Below are 16,519 nucleotides of genomic sequence, written 5' to 3' on the forward strand. Positions count from 1 at the left end.
GCAACCCCTGTTTTGTCAACTTTCAGACGGCTCGGCCTCGCCCAGCAGCAAGGCGAGCAGCACGGCGGTGCCGATGGGCATGAAAACGACGATGGCAATGAACCAAGGCATGAAGGCGCGGCCCGTACGGCGCACCAGCTGCATCATGAAAACGCAATGCATGGTGCCCGCCACGACGAGACCCAGACCCAGCAGGACGAGCCTGGACGCCGGCGGCTCGCCGTCCTGCGTGCTGCTGATGATCTGCCACAGGCACAGGCCGGCGACGAGCAGGGTGATGACTGCGTACTCGATGCCGCTCTTGATGTGTGGTTTCATGGCTCAGTCTCCCTCGATCAACTTCTTCAGCGGCGCAGGCAGCGCGTAATCCACCAGTTTCTCCCGCGCCACCCAAGTGCCGCCAGGAGTCATACCCTCAACTGCCCCGGCCCGCAGCGTGTGCAGCACCCAATCGAAGTGCGTCAGCGCGTGCTGCAGCCGCGGCAGCGTCTCCAGCTCGCCGCCCGGCAGGGCCGCTCGGGCGCTGGCCTCGTCATCAAACATCGGCAGCGTCCACAAGCCCGCCCAGACGCCGGTGTCAGGTCGCTGCTGCAGCAAGACCCGGCCCTCGACGCTCTCGACCCACAGCCACCAGTTCTCGCGACGGCCGCGCTTGAGCTTCCTGGTCTTGACCGGGAAGCGCGTCGGATCGCCCTCCTGCTGCCCGCGGCACATGGGCTGCACGGGGCAGAGCAGGCAGTCGGGCGAGCGCGTGCTGCAGATCGTCGCGCCGAGGTCCATCAGGCCCTGGGTGTAGCGGTCAACGTCGCGCTCGGGCAGCAGCTCGGTGGCACGGTCCCACAGCTTCTTCTCGGCGGCGCTGCTGGAGAGATCGCCGCTGAATGCCAGCACGCGCGACAGCACGCGCTTGACATTGCCGTCCAGGATGGCGACGCGCTCGCCAAAGCAGAAGGCCGCGATGGCTGCGGCAGTGGAGCGACCGATGCCGGGCAGCGTCTGCAGGGCTGCAGCCGTGCCTGGGAACTCGCCGCCATGCAGATCGGCCACGGCCCTGGCGCAGGCGTGGAGATTGCGCGCCCGGCTGTAGTAGCCCAGGCCGGCCCATTGCGCGAGTACTTCGTCCAGCGACGCCGCGGCCAGGTCGGTGACCTTGGGCCAGCGCGCCAGGAAGCGTTCGTAGTAGCCSAGCACSGTSGCSACCTGGGTCTGCTGCAGCATGACTTCCGACAGCCAGACGCGATAGGGGTCGCGCGTGTTCTGCCACGGCAGCGTGTTGCGACCATGGCGGCGCTGCCAGGCGACGACGGTCTTGCCGAAGTCGGCGCCCAGCGCTTCTGGTCTCATCGTTTCTGGCATTGGGGGCAGAAGAAGGTGGAACGTGCGCCTTGCACGATGCGCCTGATGGCGGTGCCGCAACGCCGGCAGGCGTCGCCTTCGCGGCCATAGACCTGCGCCTGCATCTGGAAGCTGCCGGCCACGCCATGGGCGTCGCGAAAGTCGCGCAGCGTCGTGCCACCAGCTTCCAGCGCCTGGCCGAGCACCGTGCGCACGGCCGCGGCGAGCTTGTCGGCGCGCGGGCGGCTCAGCTTGCCGGCGGGCAGACGCGGGTCGATGCCGGCCATGAACAGCGCCTCACAGGCGTAGATATTGCCCGCGCCGACGACGATGTCGCCTGCCAGCAGCGCCTGCTTGATGGACACGCGCCGGCCGCTGAGCGCGGCATGCAGGTGCAGGCCGTCGAATCGCTCGTCGAACGGCTCCAGGCCCAGGCTGCCGAGCAGCGTGGCCACCGGTTCGGCATCCAGCGACGCGCCCCAGACGACGGCGCCGAAGCGGCGCGGGTCGGTCAGGCGCAGCAGGCCATGGTCGGTATGCAGGTCGAAATGGTCATGCGCGCCTGGCGCCGGCGTTGCGTCAAGGAAGGCCAGCGACCCCGACATGCCCAGATGCATCAACAAGCCCCCGGCACTTGTCGGCCCCAAGGGCTGAGCGGCGCCCAGCCCGCCCCCCGAGGGGAGCAAGGCGATTTGGGGCGGCCCGGCATCGCCTTTTTCCAGCGGCAGCCACAAATATTTACCCCTTCTTTGCGTGCTGCCGACGCGGCTGCCGAGCAGGGTTTCGGGGTCCACGCCGAGTGGCCAGCGCAAGGGTTTTCCCAGCCGAAGGCCGGTCACCCGGGCCCCCTGGATGGCACCGGCAAAGCTGCGGCGCGTGACTTCGACTTCGGGTAACTCGGGCATGAGACGGAAATCATAATCAGGCCCTGTTCAGTCGGAGTTCGAATGCCCCTGCCCACTCGCCGCGTGATCGCCGCGGCCGCCCTGTTCGCCGCCCTGCAAGCCCACGCCCAGGATGCCGTCGCGCCGGCCACTCCCGCCGAGGCACCGACGAACTCGGCCATGGACGCGCCGCTGTTCTACCAACTGCTGATCGGCGAGCTCGAGCTGCAGAGTGGCCAGGCCGGCGTCGCCTTCCAGGTGCTGCTGGACGCCGCGCGCCGCACCGGCGACGAGGAGCTGTTCAAGCGCGTCGTCAACATCGCCGTGCAGGCTCGTGCGGGTGACCAGGCCCTGATGGCCGCACGCGCCTGGGCCGAGACAGTGCCAACCTCGGCCGAGGCGCTGCAGAACTGCGTGCAGCTGCTGGCCGTCATGAACAAGCCCGCCGAAGTACCCACGCCGCTGGCGAGCTTGCTGCGCGTTGCGCCCGCTCCGCAGCGCCCCGGGCTCATCCTCGCGCTGCCCCGTCTGTTTCAGCGCTCGCCCGATCCCAAGGCCGTGCTCATGGCCCTGCGCCCGGTGCTGCAGGCCCAGGCCGGCCCGCTCAAGCCCGCCGCCCTGTACACCGAGGCCCGCCTGTCCATCAATGCCGGCGAGAACGGGCGAGCACTTGGGCTGACCCGCGAACTCAACCAGCTCGTGCCCGACAACGACGACGCGATGCAGTTGGCCGTCGACCTCATGCCCACCGAGCCCCAGGCCGAAGGGCTGATCACCGCCAGGCTGCAGCAAACGCCCGAGCAGCATGCGCTGCGCCAAGCCTATGCCCGGGCGCTGATCCTGGCGCAGCGCCCGGCCGATGCCGCGCGCGAGTTCCGCCTGCTGACCGAGGCGACGCCCGACAACCCCGCCCCATGGCTGGCCCTGGGCGCCACCGAGCTGGAGCTCAAGCATGCCGCCGCCGCTGAGGCCGCCCTGCGCGAAGCCCTGAAGCGGCTGGACACGCCGGCCTCGGGCACCGATGCCGAGATCAAGGCCCGCGCCGAGGGCCGCCAGCAGGCCTGGCTGATGCTTTCCCAGGCAGCCGAGCAACGCGGCGACCTCAAGGCCGCCGAGGCGGCACTGCAAAAGGTGGACGGCAACGGACTGGAACTGCGCTACCGCCGCGCCAGCCTGCTGGCTCGACAAGGGAAGCTGCCTGAGGCCCGCAAGCTGCTGCAACCGGCGAGCGATGCCAGCGATGCCGAAGCCCGCGCCGCGCTGCTTGCCGAAGCCCAGCTGATGCGCGAGCAGCGCGACTACACGGCCTCACTGGCCGTCCTCAAGACTGCCACGACCCGCTTTCCCGCCGACGCCGATCTCGTCTACGAACAGGCCATGATGACCGAGAAGGCGGGCCGCTTCGATGAAATGGAGAGCCTCTTGCGCCGGGTCATCGAGATCAAACCCGACTATCACCACGCCTACAACGCCCTGGGCTATTCGCTAGCCGAACGCAATCTGCGCCTGCCCGAGGCCAAGGAGCTCATCGAACAGGCGCTGAAGCTGGCGCCGGGCGAGCCCTTCATCGTCGACAGCCTGGGCTGGGTCGAATTCCGCCTGGGCAACCTGCCCGAGGCCGCCAAGCTGCTGCGCCAGGCCCATACCGCCCGCCCCGACGCCGAGATCGCCGCCCACCTCGGCGAGGTGCTGTGGGCCAGCGGCGCCCAGGATGAAGCCCGCCGCGTCTTTGCAGAGGCCGCTCAGCGCGAACCCGGCAATGACGCCCTGCGCGAGACGCTGGACCGGCTGAAGGTCAAGCCGCGATGAGGCTGGCCGCCCTGCTCCTCGCGCTCGCCATTGCCGGCTGCGCGCAGTTGCCTCAGGCGCCGCCCGCTGGCCAGGAGTCCCGGCTCAGCGGCCGCATCAGCGTGACGGTGGCCGGCGATGCGCACAACCGTGGCACCGGCGGTGCGGCCAGCTTCGAACTGTTCGGCGGCCCGCAGGCTGGGCGGCTGGAGCTGACATCGCCGCTCGGCGCCCTGGTAGCCCGCGCGAACTGGCAGCCCGGCCGCGTCACGCTGCAGACGCCCGGCGACGAGCGCCGCTTCGACGACCTCGACGCATTGACCCGCGAGCTGCTCGGCGAGCCGGTGCCGGTTGCTGCGCTGTTCGACTGGCTGCAAGCCCGACCCTGGCCCGCCGCGCCACACCTCAAGACGACGAGCGGCTTCGAGCAACTGGGCTGGCGCATCGAACCCAAGCTGCCCGCCCTCGTCGCCACGCGCATGGCCGAACCCACCGTCACGCTGCGCGCCCGGCTGGACAGCGGCGAATGAAGGCGCTGTACGACCTGGCCGCGCCCGCCAAGCTCAACCTCTTTCTTCATGTGGTCGGCAAGCGGCCTGATGGCTACCACCTGCTGCAGTCAGTCTTTGTGCTGATCGATTGGGCGGACACATTGCATGTGGAGATTCGCTCGGACGGGCGGCTGCATCGCCATGATGTGCTCGCAGGCGCCCTGCCCGCCGATGACCTCTGCCTGCGCGCCGCTCGCCTGCTGCAAACCGATACCGGCTGCACGCTCGGCGCCGACATCCACCTGGAAAAGCGGCTGCCTGCCGGTGCCGGCATGGGCGGCGGCTCGTCGGATGCGGCGACGACGCTGCTGGCGCTGAACCGGCTCTGGGATCTGCGCCTGCCGCTGGACCGCCTGATAGCGCTCGGCCTGAAGCTCGGCGCCGACCTGCCCTTCTTCCTCGGCGGCGGCCCGGCCTTCGTCGAAGGCATCGGCGAAATCCTGCATCCACTGACCTTGCCCGAGCAGCGCTTCGCCGTGCTCAAGGGCCCGGCCGGGCTGGCAACCAAGGACATCTTTTCAAGCCAACTCTTGGCAAGGTCTGAAAACCTGGCTATAGTCGCGGGCTTTCCCGCCCTGGCTGGAACTGCAGAAAACCTGGTGAATGGCTTTGGTCACAACGACCTCCAGCCCGCCGCCGAAAGTATCAGCAGTGAAGTGCAAGACGCGGTAGCGTGCATGTCGAAGCAATTCGGCAACGCCCGAATGACGGGCTCAGGCGCTGCAGTGTTTTCAGTACTCGCCGGGAATGGAAAAGATGGCAATGACGACCAGTCCCTGGCGACATTACTGCGGGCCAGACCTGCGGAGTGGACCGGTCGAATCTGCCACAGCCTGGCTCAACACCCGCTCGCGGGCTGGGCCGGCTGACAAAGGTTTATAGGGTTCGGCCGCTCGGCCGGGTCCTGTGTAGGGGAGTCGCCAAGTTGGTYAAGGCATCGGATTTTGATTCCGACATGCGAGGGTTCGAGTCCTTCCTCCCCTGCCAAATGTTTTCCGTACTTCGCTGAACCGGCTGCGCATTCAGCGGGCCACTGACTCAAGGAAGCCCAGTGCTGCTCAACACGGTTCTCTTCACCGGCAACGCGAACCCGGTCCTCTCTCAGGAAATGGCCACCCATCTCGGTCTCGAGCTGGGCAAGGCCGTCGTCGGGCGTTTCTCGGACGGCGAAGTCGCCGTCGAGATCCAGCAGAACGTGCGTGCGCGTGACGTCTTCGTCATCCAGCCCACCTGCGCGCCGACGAACGAGAACCTGATGGAGCTGCTGATCATGGCGGACGCGCTCAAGCGCTCCAGCGCCCGTCGCATCACCGCCGTCATCCCCTATTACGGCTACGCCCGCCAGGACCGCCGCCCACGCTCCACCCGCGTGCCGATCTCGGCCAAGGTCGTCGCCAACCTGCTGGAAACCGTCGGCGTCGAGCGTGTGCTGACCATGGACCTGCACGCCGACCAGATCCAGGGCTTCTTCGACATCCCGGTCGACAACATCTACGCGTCGCCCGTCCTGCTGTCGGACCTGAAGAGCCGCAACTACAGCGACCTCGTCGTCGTGTCGCCGGACGTCGGCGGCGTGGTGCGCGCCCGCGCCCTCGCCAAACAGCTCGGCTGCGACCTGGCCATCATCGACAAGCGCCGCCCAACCGCCAACGTGTCCGAAGTGATGCACGTCATCGGCGAGATCGACGGCCGCAACTGCGTGATCATGGACGACATGATCGACACCGCCGGCACCCTCGTGAAGGCGGCCGATGTGCTGAAGGCGCGTGGCGCCAAGAGCGTGTTCGCCTATTGCACCCATCCCATCCTGTCGGGCCCGGCCATCGAGCGCATCGCCAGCTCGCAGCTGGACGAAGTCGTCATCACCAACACCATTCCGCTGACCGACGCGGCCAAGGCCTGCAAGAAGATCCGCCAGCTGTCGGTGGCCTTCCTGTTTGCCGAGACCATCCGCCGTATTTCCGACGGCGAGTCGGTCACCTCCCTTTTCTCGGAACAAAACAACAATTTCTAGCCAGTCCGAGTAGGGTCCCTCCCGCAAGCGGGGCCCTCCCAATCTCTCGGAGCAGAACAACAACTTCTGTTTCGAGTTCGCCGCGGTCGCAAGACCGCATTCCCAACGGTGCCTGGTCGCGGGTGCCGTTTCTCTTTTTGGAGAAAACCATGAAGTTCGTCGCTTTTGAGCGCAAATTGCAGGGGACCGGAGCGAGCCGCCGCCTGCGCGTGGCCGGCAAAGTGCCCGGTATCGTTTTTGGCGCTGGTGAGCCCGTCATGATCGAACTCGATCACAACGCGCTGTTCCACGCCCTCAAGAAGGAAGCCTTCCACAGCTCGCTGCTGGACATGGAACTGGCTGGCGCCACCACGCAAGTGCTGCTGCGCGATTTCCAGATGCACCCGTACAAGCCGCAAGTCCTGCACTGCGACTTCCAACGCGTGGACGCCACGACCAAGATCACGAAGAAGGTGCCGCTGCACTTCATCGGTGAAGACACGTCGCCGGCCGTCAAGACCGACCACTGCACGGTCAACCACGTCGTGACCGAGCTGCTGATCACCTGCCTGGCCAAGCAACTGCCCGAGTTCATCGAGGTGGACCTGTCTGGCTTGACCCAGGGTCACTCGCTGCACGTCAACGACATCAAGCTGCCGGAAGGCATCAAGGTCGTGACGCACGGCAAGCCGAACCCCGTCATCGCGACGCCGATCGCGCCGGTTGCTGAAGAAGTCATCGTTGCCGCCGCTCCGGTGGTCGACGACGGCAAGAAGAAGAAGAAGAAGTAATTTCTTCGAGGCTTCAAGCCAAAGACGAGGGGCTCCGCAAGGAGCCCTTTTTCATTGCGCCGGCAGCCGGCCGCCCAGGTTCTTCAGCAGCAGATTGGCCGCCACCAACTGGCGGTTGCGCGCAGACAGCAGGTTGGCTTCAGCCGATAGCAGCGAACTCTGCGCCGCACTGACGTTCAGGAAGCTGACCGTGCCGGCGCGGTACTGGGCCAGCACGATGTCGAGGTTTCGCTGGGCGGCCTCGAAAGCGTCACGCTGCAGGGCCAGCGCGGCGCCGGATTCGGCGAACTGCACGAGGTTGTCCTCGACCTCCTGGAACGCCGTCAGCACCGCCTGGCGGTAGTTGGCGGTAGCGGCATCGGCCGAGGCGCGAGCTTGGGCTGAAGCCAGCTTGCGTTGGCCGCCGTCAAAGATCGGCTGCGCCACGGCCGCACCGATGCTCCACAGCAGATTTGGCGCCGAGATCAGGTTGGACCAGGACGAGCCGCGGTAGCCGGCGCTGGCCGACAGGTCGATTGCGGGGAAGAAGGCCGCATCGGCGATGCCGATCTGCGCATACGCCGCCTTCTGGCGGGCGCGCGCGGCGGCGATGTCGGGGCGCTGGGCCAGCATCGTCGACGGCACCAGGTCGGGTACCGGCGGCAGCTCGGGCAGGTGAGAGCTGGGCAGCAGCTGGAACTGCCCCGGCAGCTTGCCGACCTGGGTGGCGATGGCGTGCTCAAGTTGCGCGCGCTCGGTGCGCATGTCGCTGAGCTGCGACTGCACGCTGCGCAGCTGGGTGCGAGCCTGCAGCACATCGGTCTGCGCGACGACGCCGCCGGCATAGCGGGCCTCGGTCAACTCCAGCGCTCGCTGGTTGGCGGTCACGGTGCGCTCCAGCAGCGCCTGCTGCGCCTCGGCGGTGCGCAACGCGAAATAGCTTTGCGTCAGCGTCGCCTGCGCCGACAGGCGCAGCGCGGCCAGATCGGCTTGGCTGGCCTGGTAGTTCGCGCCGGCGGCCTTGACGCCTTCGGCGAGGCGCCCCCAGAGATCGATCTCCCAGGCCGCGTTGGCCGTCAGCGAGTTGTTGGTCGACACGGTGCGCTGGCCGTTGCCGTTCTCGGCCGTGGCGGATCGGGTGCTGCCAGCGCCAACGGACAACGTGGGAAAAATGGCCGAGCGGCTGGCTGCAAGCACCGCGCGGGCCGATGCAACCTGGGCCAGGGCCGCGGCAAGGTTCTGGTTGCCGACGACGAGGTCGGCTTGCAGGCTGTCCAGCACCGGATCTTTGAACATCGTCCACCAGGCCTCGGGCACGGCGACCTCGGGCGCCACGCGCCGCCATTCGGTCGAGCCCGTGAAGTGCTCGGGCGGCGGGGCTTCAGCAGGCGGGTGCTGCGAGGTCACGGCGCAGCCGGCAAGCAGCAGGGCGATGGTCAAGGGAGCAAGGGCAGTCTTCAGCATGGCTTAGGTCGCGGTCTGGATGACAGCTGCACGAGCAGGCGCGCGCTTCTTGCGGCTCAGCCTGTCCATGCAGCAGAACACGACGGGCGTGGTGTAGAGGGTCAGCAGCTGGCTCAGCAGCAGGCCGCCGACGATGGAGATGCCCAGCGGCACGCGCAGCTCGGCGCCTTCGCCATGGCCCAGGGCCAACGGCACGGCACCGAAGACGGCGGCCACCGTCGTCATCAGGATAGGGCGCAGCCGCAGCAGGGCCGCGCGGTAGATGGCGGCACCCGGCGACAGCCGGCTGCCGCGCTCATCGGCGGCATGCTGGGCCGAGATGGCGAAGTCCAGCATCATGATGGCGTTCTTCTTGACGATGCCGATCAGCAGGATGACGCCGATCAACGCAATGATGGTGAAGTCGGTCTTGAAGGCCATCAGCGCGAGCAATGCGCCGACGCCCGCCGAGGGCAGCGTCGACAGGATGGTGATCGGGTGGATGAGGCTCTCGTAGAGCATGCCCAGCACCAGGTAGATGGTCACGATGGCCGCGAGGATGAGCAGGGGCTGGGACTTGAGGGACGCCTGAAAGGCCTGGGCCGTGCCCTGGAAGCTGCCGCGCACCGACACCGGCGCGCCGCTGCCGGCCACGGCGTCATTGATGGCGACGACCGCATCCGACATCGACACGCCCTCGGCCAGGTTGAAGCTGATGGTGCTGGCCGGCGTGCCGCTCTGGTGGTTGACGGACAGCGGCGTGTTGGTCGTCTCGACGCGCGCCACCGCCGACAGCGGCACCTGCTGGCCGGCGCTGCTGGTCAGCATCAGGCGGTCCAGGGTCTGCGGGCTCTGCAGCCAGACGGGCGCCAGCTCCATGACGACGCGGTACTGGTTGAGCGGGTTGTAGATGACGCCGACCTGGCGCTGGCCGAAGGCGTTGTTCAGCGTGCTGTCGAAGGCGCCCATCGTGATGCCGAGCCGTGCCAGCGCGTCACGGTCGACGACGAGCGACGTCTGCGTGCCCTTGTCCTGCTGGTCGGTATTGACGTCGGTGATCTCCGGCACCTCGGTCAGCGCGCGGCGGATGCGCGGCTCCCAGGTGCGCAGGTCTTCCAGGCTGTCCGACTGCAGCGTGTACTGCAGCGAGGCGTTGGCCTGGCGGCCGCCGATGCGGATGTCCTGCACGGGGGCCATGAACATGTTGGCGCCCGGCACCTTGGCGAGCTTGGTGCGCAGCCGGTTGATGACGGCGTCAATGCTCTCGTTGCGCTCGGCCTGGGGCTTCAGGCTGATGAACATGTTGGCGCTGTTGCGCTGGCCGCCACCGGTGAAGCCGGTGACGTTGGCCACGGCCGGGTCGGCGCGCACGATGTCGTGGAAGGTGCGCAGCTTGAGCTGCATGGACTGGAAGGAGCTGGCCTGGTCGGCCTGCACGCCACCCGTCATCAGGCCGGTGTCCTGCTGCGGGAAGAAGCCCTTGGGGATGGTCATGTAGAGATGCACGTTCAGCGCGATGACGCCGGCCAGCACCAGCAGCGCGACGGGCTGGTGGCGCAGCGTCCAGCGCAGGCTGCGGCGGTAGCCGCGCATCAGCGCGCGCTGCAGCCGCGCCAGCCGCTGGCCGAAGCGGCCCGGCTTCTTCGCCTCGGCCTGGGGTTTGAGCAGCGTTGCGGCCATCATCGGCGTGGTGGTGAGGGACACGACCATGGACACCAGGATGGCCACCGACAGCACGACGGCGAACTCGCGGAACAGGCGCCCGACGATGCCGCCCATGGCCAGGATGGGGATGAAGACGGCAATCAGGCTCAGCGAGATGGAGACGACGGTGAAGCCGATCTCTCGCGCGCCCTTCAGCGCCGCCTCGCGCGGCGGCACGCCGCGCTCGATGTGGCGCGAGATGTTCTCGAGAACCACGATGGCGTCATCGACAACAAAGCCGGTCGCCACCGTCATCGCCATCAGCGACAGGTTGTCGATGCTGTAGCCCAGCAGGTACATGAAGCCGCAGGTGCCGGCCAGAGACACCGGCACGGCCACGGCCGGCAGCAGTGCCGCGCGGAAACGCCGCAGGAAGATGAAGACGACGACGATGACCAGGCCGAAGGAGATCGCCAGCGTGCGCTGCACCTCCTTGATGCTGCCGCGGATGGTCGACGTGCGGTCCATGACCACGTCGACATTGATGGCCGGCGAGATGGAGGCGCGCAGCTGCGGCAGCAGCGCCCGCACGGTGTCGACCGTCTCGATGATGTTGGCGCTGGGCGCCTTGTTCAGGATCAGCAGCACGGCGGACTTTCCATTGGCCAGGCCATCGTTGCGCAGGTCCTGCACGCTGTCCTCGACGGAGGCCACGTCGCGCAGCTGCACGGCGGCGCCGTTCCTGTAGCTCAGCACCAGCGGCGCGTAATCGCTGGCCAGACGGGCCTGGTCGTTGGCGGTGATCTGCCAGTAGCGGTCGCCGCTCTCCAGCTGGCCCTTGGGGCGGTTGGCGTTTGTGGCAACCACGGCCGCCCGGACCTGCTCCAGCGACAAGCCCTGAGCCGACAGCTTGTTCGGGTCCAGCTCGATGCGCACCGCCGGCAGCGCACCGCCACCCACGCTGACCTGGCCGACGCCCTCGACCTGCGACAGCCTCTGCGCCAGCACCGTGGAGGCCGCGTCGTACATCTGACCGCGCGTCAGCGTGTCCGACGTCAGCGCGACGATCATGATGGGCGCGTCGGCCGGGTTGACCTTGCGATAGGTCGGGTTGCTCGGCATGCCGGTGGGCAGCAGCGCCCGCGAGGCATTGATGCCGGCCTGCACGTCACGGGCGGCGCTGTCGATGTCGCGGCTGAGGTCGAACTGCAGCGTGACGCGGCTGCTGCCCAGCGACGAGGACGAGGTGATCTCCGTGACGCCGGCGATGCTGCCGAGCGTCCGCTCCAGCGGCGTGGCCACGGTGGCGGCCATCGTGTCGGGGCTGGCGCCGGGCAGGGAAGCGCTGACCGAGATGGTCGGGAACTCGACCTGCGGCAGCGGCGCGATGGGCAGCAGCAGGTAGGCGATGGCCCCCGCCAGCGCCAGGCCGCAAGTGATCAGCGCCGTGCCGATGGGGCGCTCGATGAAGACGCGCGACAGGTTCACGCCACGGCCTCCTTCGCCTGGCCGCGGCGCTTGAGGCGCGCGGCCACCGATGCGAAGCCCAGGTAAATGACCGGCGTCGTGAACAGCGTCAGCAGCTGGCTGACGATGAGGCCGCCGACCATGACGACGCCCAGCGGGTGGCGCAGCTCGCTGCCCACGCCGGTGCCCAGCATCAGCGGCAGCGCGCCGAGCAAGGCGGCCATCGTCGTCATCAGGATGGGCCGGAAACGCAGCAGGCAGGCCTCGAAGATGGCGTCGCGCGGCGTCTTGCCATGGTCGCGTTCGGCCTCCAGCGCGAAGTCGATCATCATGATCGCGTTCTTCTTGACGATGCCGATCAGCAGCACGATGCCGATGATGGCGATGATGTCCAGGTCGAGCCGGAAGGCCAGCAGGGCCAGCAGGGCACCGAGGCCTGCAGACGGCAGCGTGGACAGGATGGTCAGCGGGTGGATGGTGCTCTCGTAGAGCACGCCCAGCACGATGTACATCGTCACGATGGCCGCGAGGATGAGCAGCAGCGTGCTCGTCAGCGACGCCTGGAAGGCCAGGGCCGCGCCCTCGAAGCGGGTCTCGACGCTGAGCGGCAGCTGCAGCGCGTCGACCTCGGTGCGGACGGCCTTCACCGCTTCGCCGAGCGACGCGCCGGGCGCGAGGTTGAAGGAGATGGTCGACGACGGGAACTGCGCGACATGGTTGACGGCCAGCGGCGCCAGCTTCTCGCTGAAGCGCGCCACCGAGCTGAGCGGCACCTGCACGCCGCCGGCGCCGGGCACATACAGGCGCCGCAGGCCGTCCAGCCCCTGGCGGTATTCGGGCGCCACTTCCAGCACGACGCGGTACTGGTTGCTCTGCGTGAAGATGGTGGAGATCAACCGTTGGCCGAAGGCGCTGTACAGCGCACTGTCGATGGCCGCCACGCTGACGCCCAGCCGCCCGGCCGCGTCGCGATCGATGTCGACATAGGCTTGGAGCCCCTTCTCCTGCTGGTCGCTGGCCACGTCGGCGATCTGGTGCAGGCCACGCAGGCGCTCCAGCACGGCGGTGGTCGAGCGGCTCAGCTCGGCGGCGTCGGGCGAGCTCAGCGTGAACTGGTACTGCGTCTTGGCGATGCGGTCCTCGATGGTCAGGTCCTGCACCGGTTGCAGGTACAGGGCAATGCCGGGCTCGTCGGCCGCCGCATTGGCAATGCGGCGCGCGACCTCGGCGGCGCTGGCACCACGCCCCTCCTTGGGCTTGAGCGAGATCTGCAGCCGGCCCTGGTTCAGCGTCGTGTTGCCGCCGTCCACGCCGATGAAGGAGGACACGCTGTCCACCGCCGGGTCCTTCAGCACGCGCTCGGCCAGGCGCTGCTGGTGCTCGGCCATGGACCCAAAGGAGGTGGACTGCGCCGCCTCGGTGATGCCCTGCAGCTGGCCCGTGTCCTGCACCGGGAAGAAGCCCTTGGGCACCAGCAGATAGAGCACGCCGGTCAGGCCCAGCGTGGCGATGAAGACGACCAGCGTCGCCGCCGAGCGGTCCAGCACCCAGTTCAACATGCGGCCATAGCCGGCAATGATGTCGTCGAAGGCCTTGCCCACGCGGCGCCACAGCCAGCCGTGGTCTTCGTCGTGCTCGTGCTTGAGCAGGCGCGCGCACATCATGGGTGTCAGCGTCAGCGACACGAAGGCCGAGATCAGGATGGACACGGCCAGCGTGATGGCGAACTCGTGGAAGAGGCGGCCGACGACGTCGCCCATGAAGAGCAGCGGGATCAGCACGGCGATCAGCGACACCGTCAGCGAAATGATGGTGAAGCCGATCTGCTTGGAGCCGGTCAGCGCGGCGTCATAGGCGCTGACGCTCTCCCCGCCCTCTTCCATGTGGCGGGCGATGTTCTCGATCATGACGATGGCGTCGTCCACCACGAAGCCCGTGGAGATCACCAACGCCATCAGCGTCAGGTTGTTGATCGAGAACCCCGCCATGTACATGACGCCGAAGGTGCCCACCAGGGACACCGGCACGGCGACGGCCGGGATGATGGTGGCCGGCAGGCTGCGCAGGAAGACGAAGATGACGCCGATGACGAGGACGATGGCGAACAGCAGTTCGTGCTGCACATCGGTCACCGAGGCGCGGATGGTGGTCGTGCGGTCGCTGAGCAGTTGCACGTCCAGCGATGCCGGCAGGCTGGCCTGCAGCTGCGGCAGCACGGCGCGCACGCGGTCCACGGTCTCGATGACGTTGGCCCCGGGCTGGCGCTGCACGTTCAGGATGACGGCCGACACGCTGGATTTGCTGGCCTGGCCGGCCCAGGCGGCCAGGCGCAGGTTCTCGGCGTCGTCCACCAGCTGGGCCACGTCCTTGAGGCGCACCGCATTGCCGTTCTTGTAGGCGATGACGAGGTTGGCGTACTCGGACGCGCTGCGTAGCTGGTCGTTGGCGTCGAGCGTCGAGGCCCGCAGCGGGCCGTCGAAGCTGCCCTTGGACTGGTTGACGTTGGCGCCCGAGATGGCCGTGCGCACATCGTCGATGGACAGGCCGAGCGAGGCCAGCGCGCCCGGGTTGGCCTGGATGCGCACGGCCGGCCTCCGCCCACCCGCGATGCCGACCAGGCCCACGCCCGGCACCTGCGAGATCTTCTGCGCCAGGCGGCTCTCGACGAGATCGTGCACGCGCGTGATGGGCAGGGTCGCGGAACTGATGGCGATGGTCAGCACCGGCGCATCGGCCGGGTTGACCTTGCTGTAGACCGGCGGCATCGGCAGGTCGCTGGGCAGCAGGTTGCTGCCGGCATTGATGGCCGCCTGCACCTCCTGCTCGGCCACGTCCAGGGCCAGGCTGAGCTCGAAGCGCAGCGTGATGACCGAGGCCCCGCCCGAGCTGGTGGACGACATCTGCGCCAGGCCCGGCATCTGGCCGAACTGGCGCTCCAGCGGGGCGGTGACCGAGGACGTCATCACGTCCGGGCTGGCGCCGGGGTAGAGCGTCGTGACCTGGATGGTCGGGTAGTCGACCTCGGGCAGGGCCGACACCGGCAGCAGCCGGTAGGCCAGCGCGCCGGCCAGCACGATGGCCAGCATCAGCAGCGAGGTCGCGACCGGCCGCGCGATGAAAAGGCGTGACGGGTTCATGCTCACTGAGCCGGAGCAGAAGCGCGGTGCTGCTGGATCCAGGTACGGCGGTCCTCAGCGCTCATGGCCTTGAGCTTGTCCACCATCTCGGGCGGCACGCGGTCTGCCCAGCGTGGGCGCTCGCCGTCGGTGGCACTGGCAGGGCTCGCACTCGCGGCGGCACCCGCCACTGCGCTGGCGGCGCTGGCACCGGCGCCGCGCCCACGGCGTCCGCCAGGGCCAGAGGCCCCAGCGGCCGGCACCTTGATGACCTCGGCCTTGCCGCCGTCACGCAGGCGGTCGGCGCCGTCGGTGACGACCTGGTCGCCCTCCTTCAGGTCGCCCTGTACGGCCGTGAAATCGCCGTCGGTGGCCAGGGTCTGCACCTTGCGCAGCGCCACCTGGCCGTCGGTCACGACGTAGATATAGATGCCCTGCGAGCCACGCTGCACGGCCGCCGTCGGCACGACGAGGACGCCCTTCAGCGTGTCCAGCTGCAGGCGCACATTGACGAACTGGTTGGGGAAGAGACCGCCGTCCTTGTTGTCGAACAGGGCCTTGACCTTGATGGTGCCGGTGGTGGCGTCGATGGCGTTGTCGGTGCTGGCGACGCGGCCCTCGGCCAGCTTGGTGCGGCGCTCGCGGTCCCAGGCCTGCACGGGCAAGGCCTGCTTGTCGCCCAGCTGCTGGCGGATGCGAGGCAGGCGCGCGTCCGGCACGGCGAAGACGACCGCGGCCGGCTGGATCTGGGCGATGGTCAGCAGCCCGTTGGCGTCGCCGGGCGTGATGTTGTTGCCGAGGTCGGCCTGCTTCAGGCCCGCCTGGCCGGCGATGGGCGCGGTGACGCGGGTGTAGGACAGCTGCAGCTTGGCGTTGTCCACCGCCGCCTGGTCCGACAGCAGCGTGGCTTCGAGCTGGCGCACGAGGGCCTGCTGGGTGTCGAGCTGCTGGCGCGGCGCAGCCTCCTTGGCGACGAGGTCCTTGTAGCGGGCAAGGTCGGCGCGGGCGTTCTCCAGCTGGGCCTGGTCGCGCGCCAGCGTGCCCTGGGCCTGGTCGCGGGCGATCTCGTAGGGCTTGGGATCGATGAGGGCGAGCACCTGGCCGGCTTTCACCGGCTGGCCCTCGTGGAAATAGATGGCCTTCAGCTCGCCGCTGACCTTGGCGTGCACCACAGCGGTGTTGGCCGAGGCGATGCTGCCGATGGCGTCGACGACGACGGCCATGTCGCGCTTCTGCACGGCGGCCACCGTGACCGGCTGCGGCCCGCTGCGGCCAAAGCGCCCGCCCGCGGGCCGGCCCGACCCGCCGGCACCGGATGCAGCGGACGCCGCACCTGCCGGCCCGTCAGCGCCGCCTTCGCCGCCCCGGCCCTTCCACCACCACGCCGCGCCCGCAATGACGATGACGACGGCTACCGCGACCCAGATCCAGGTTTTGCTGCCCTTGGATTCCTTGTTCTGCATTCGGTCCACTCCTGGTTGCAGCCAAGTTTCCCGGCCGAATGTAGCTGCAGCATTGCTGGGTCTCA

12 protein-coding genes and 1 tRNA gene are annotated in these 16,519 nt (G+C 68.3%); 6 read left to right on the forward strand and 7 right to left on the reverse strand.

Translation table 11 applies throughout. The features are described from left to right. Positions 1-15: 15 nt before the first annotated feature. Genes ACXJKM_RS08735 through mutM form a run of 3 tightly spaced genes read right to left on the reverse strand, consistent with a single transcriptional unit; the run spans position 16 to position 2,240 of the window. On the reverse strand, positions 16-318 hold the full coding sequence (locus ACXJKM_RS08735) for a hypothetical protein (RefSeq protein WP_057300647.1): 303 nt from the start codon (positions 316-318) through the stop codon (positions 16-18). 3 nt (positions 319-321) lie between these two features. Beyond that, on the reverse strand, positions 322-1,344 hold the full coding sequence (gene mutY, locus ACXJKM_RS08740; protein WP_457351681.1) for an A/G-specific adenine glycosylase: 1,023 nt from the start codon (positions 1,342-1,344) through the stop codon (positions 322-324). After that, complete coding sequence (gene mutM / locus ACXJKM_RS08745) at positions 1,341-2,240, reverse strand: bifunctional DNA-formamidopyrimidine glycosylase/DNA-(apurinic or apyrimidinic site) lyase (protein WP_457351683.1); 900 nt, start codon at positions 2,238-2,240, stop codon at positions 1,341-1,343. Before mutM ends, mutY begins: the two co-directional genes overlap by 4 nt. Before the next feature lie 42 nt (positions 2,241-2,282). Here mutM and ACXJKM_RS08750 point away from each other — a divergent pair, with 42 nt between their 5' ends. From ACXJKM_RS08750 to ACXJKM_RS08775, 6 genes are all read left to right on the forward strand, one after another. Next, complete coding sequence (locus ACXJKM_RS08750) at positions 2,283-4,028, forward strand: tetratricopeptide repeat protein (RefSeq protein ID WP_457351685.1); 1,746 nt, start codon at positions 2,283-2,285, stop codon at positions 4,026-4,028. Continuing rightward, positions 4,025-4,537, forward strand: a complete 513-nt coding sequence (locus ACXJKM_RS08755) for an outer membrane lipoprotein LolB (RefSeq protein WP_457351687.1) — start codon at positions 4,025-4,027, stop codon at positions 4,535-4,537. The genes ACXJKM_RS08750 and ACXJKM_RS08755 overlap by 4 nt, the downstream gene beginning before the upstream one ends. After that, positions 4,534-5,427 (forward strand): 4-(cytidine 5'-diphospho)-2-C-methyl-D-erythritol kinase, encoded by an 894-nt coding sequence (gene ispE / locus ACXJKM_RS08760; protein WP_457351688.1) that lies wholly within the window; start codon positions 4,534-4,536, stop codon positions 5,425-5,427. Before ACXJKM_RS08755 ends, ispE begins: the two co-directional genes overlap by 4 nt. Before the next feature lie 41 nt (positions 5,428-5,468). Further along, positions 5,469-5,545: transfer RNA gene (locus ACXJKM_RS08765), tRNA-Gln, on the forward strand. A gap of 64 nt (positions 5,546-5,609) precedes the next feature. After that, positions 5,610-6,572, forward strand: coding sequence for a ribose-phosphate pyrophosphokinase (locus ACXJKM_RS08770; RefSeq protein ID WP_056193791.1), 963 nt, complete (start codon positions 5,610-5,612; stop codon positions 6,570-6,572). Positions 6,573-6,721: 149 nt separating this feature from the next. Then, positions 6,722-7,342: a 50S ribosomal protein L25/general stress protein Ctc gene (locus ACXJKM_RS08775; RefSeq protein WP_056193788.1), complete on the forward strand. Its 621-nt coding sequence runs from the start codon at positions 6,722-6,724 to the stop codon at positions 7,340-7,342. A gap of 51 nt (positions 7,343-7,393) precedes the next feature. Here the strand turns inward: ACXJKM_RS08775 and ACXJKM_RS08780 are convergent, their stop codons facing one another. The 4 genes from ACXJKM_RS08780 to ACXJKM_RS08795 are packed head-to-tail and all read right to left on the reverse strand — an operon-like array spanning position 7,394 to position 16,454. After that, on the reverse strand, positions 7,394-8,785 hold the full coding sequence (locus ACXJKM_RS08780; protein WP_457351690.1) for an efflux transporter outer membrane subunit: 1,392 nt from the start codon (positions 8,783-8,785) through the stop codon (positions 7,394-7,396). A gap of 3 nt (positions 8,786-8,788) precedes the next feature. Further along, entirely contained in the window at positions 8,789-11,896 is a 3,108-nt protein-coding gene (locus ACXJKM_RS08785) for a multidrug efflux RND transporter permease subunit (RefSeq protein WP_457351692.1), read from the reverse strand. Continuing rightward, positions 11,893-15,012, reverse strand: a complete 3,120-nt coding sequence (locus ACXJKM_RS08790) for an MdtB/MuxB family multidrug efflux RND transporter permease subunit (RefSeq protein WP_457351694.1) — start codon at positions 15,010-15,012, stop codon at positions 11,893-11,895. The genes ACXJKM_RS08785 and ACXJKM_RS08790 overlap by 4 nt, the downstream gene beginning before the upstream one ends. A 2-nt stretch (positions 15,013-15,014) precedes the next feature. Further along, the gene (locus ACXJKM_RS08795; RefSeq protein ID WP_457351696.1) at positions 15,015-16,454 is read right to left on the reverse strand and encodes an MdtA/MuxA family multidrug efflux RND transporter periplasmic adaptor subunit; all 1,440 of its coding nucleotides are present in this window, start codon (positions 16,452-16,454) and stop codon (positions 15,015-15,017) included. Positions 16,455-16,519: the final 65 nt, after the last annotated feature.

Source organism: Roseateles sp. P5_D6, from assembly GCF_054049415.1.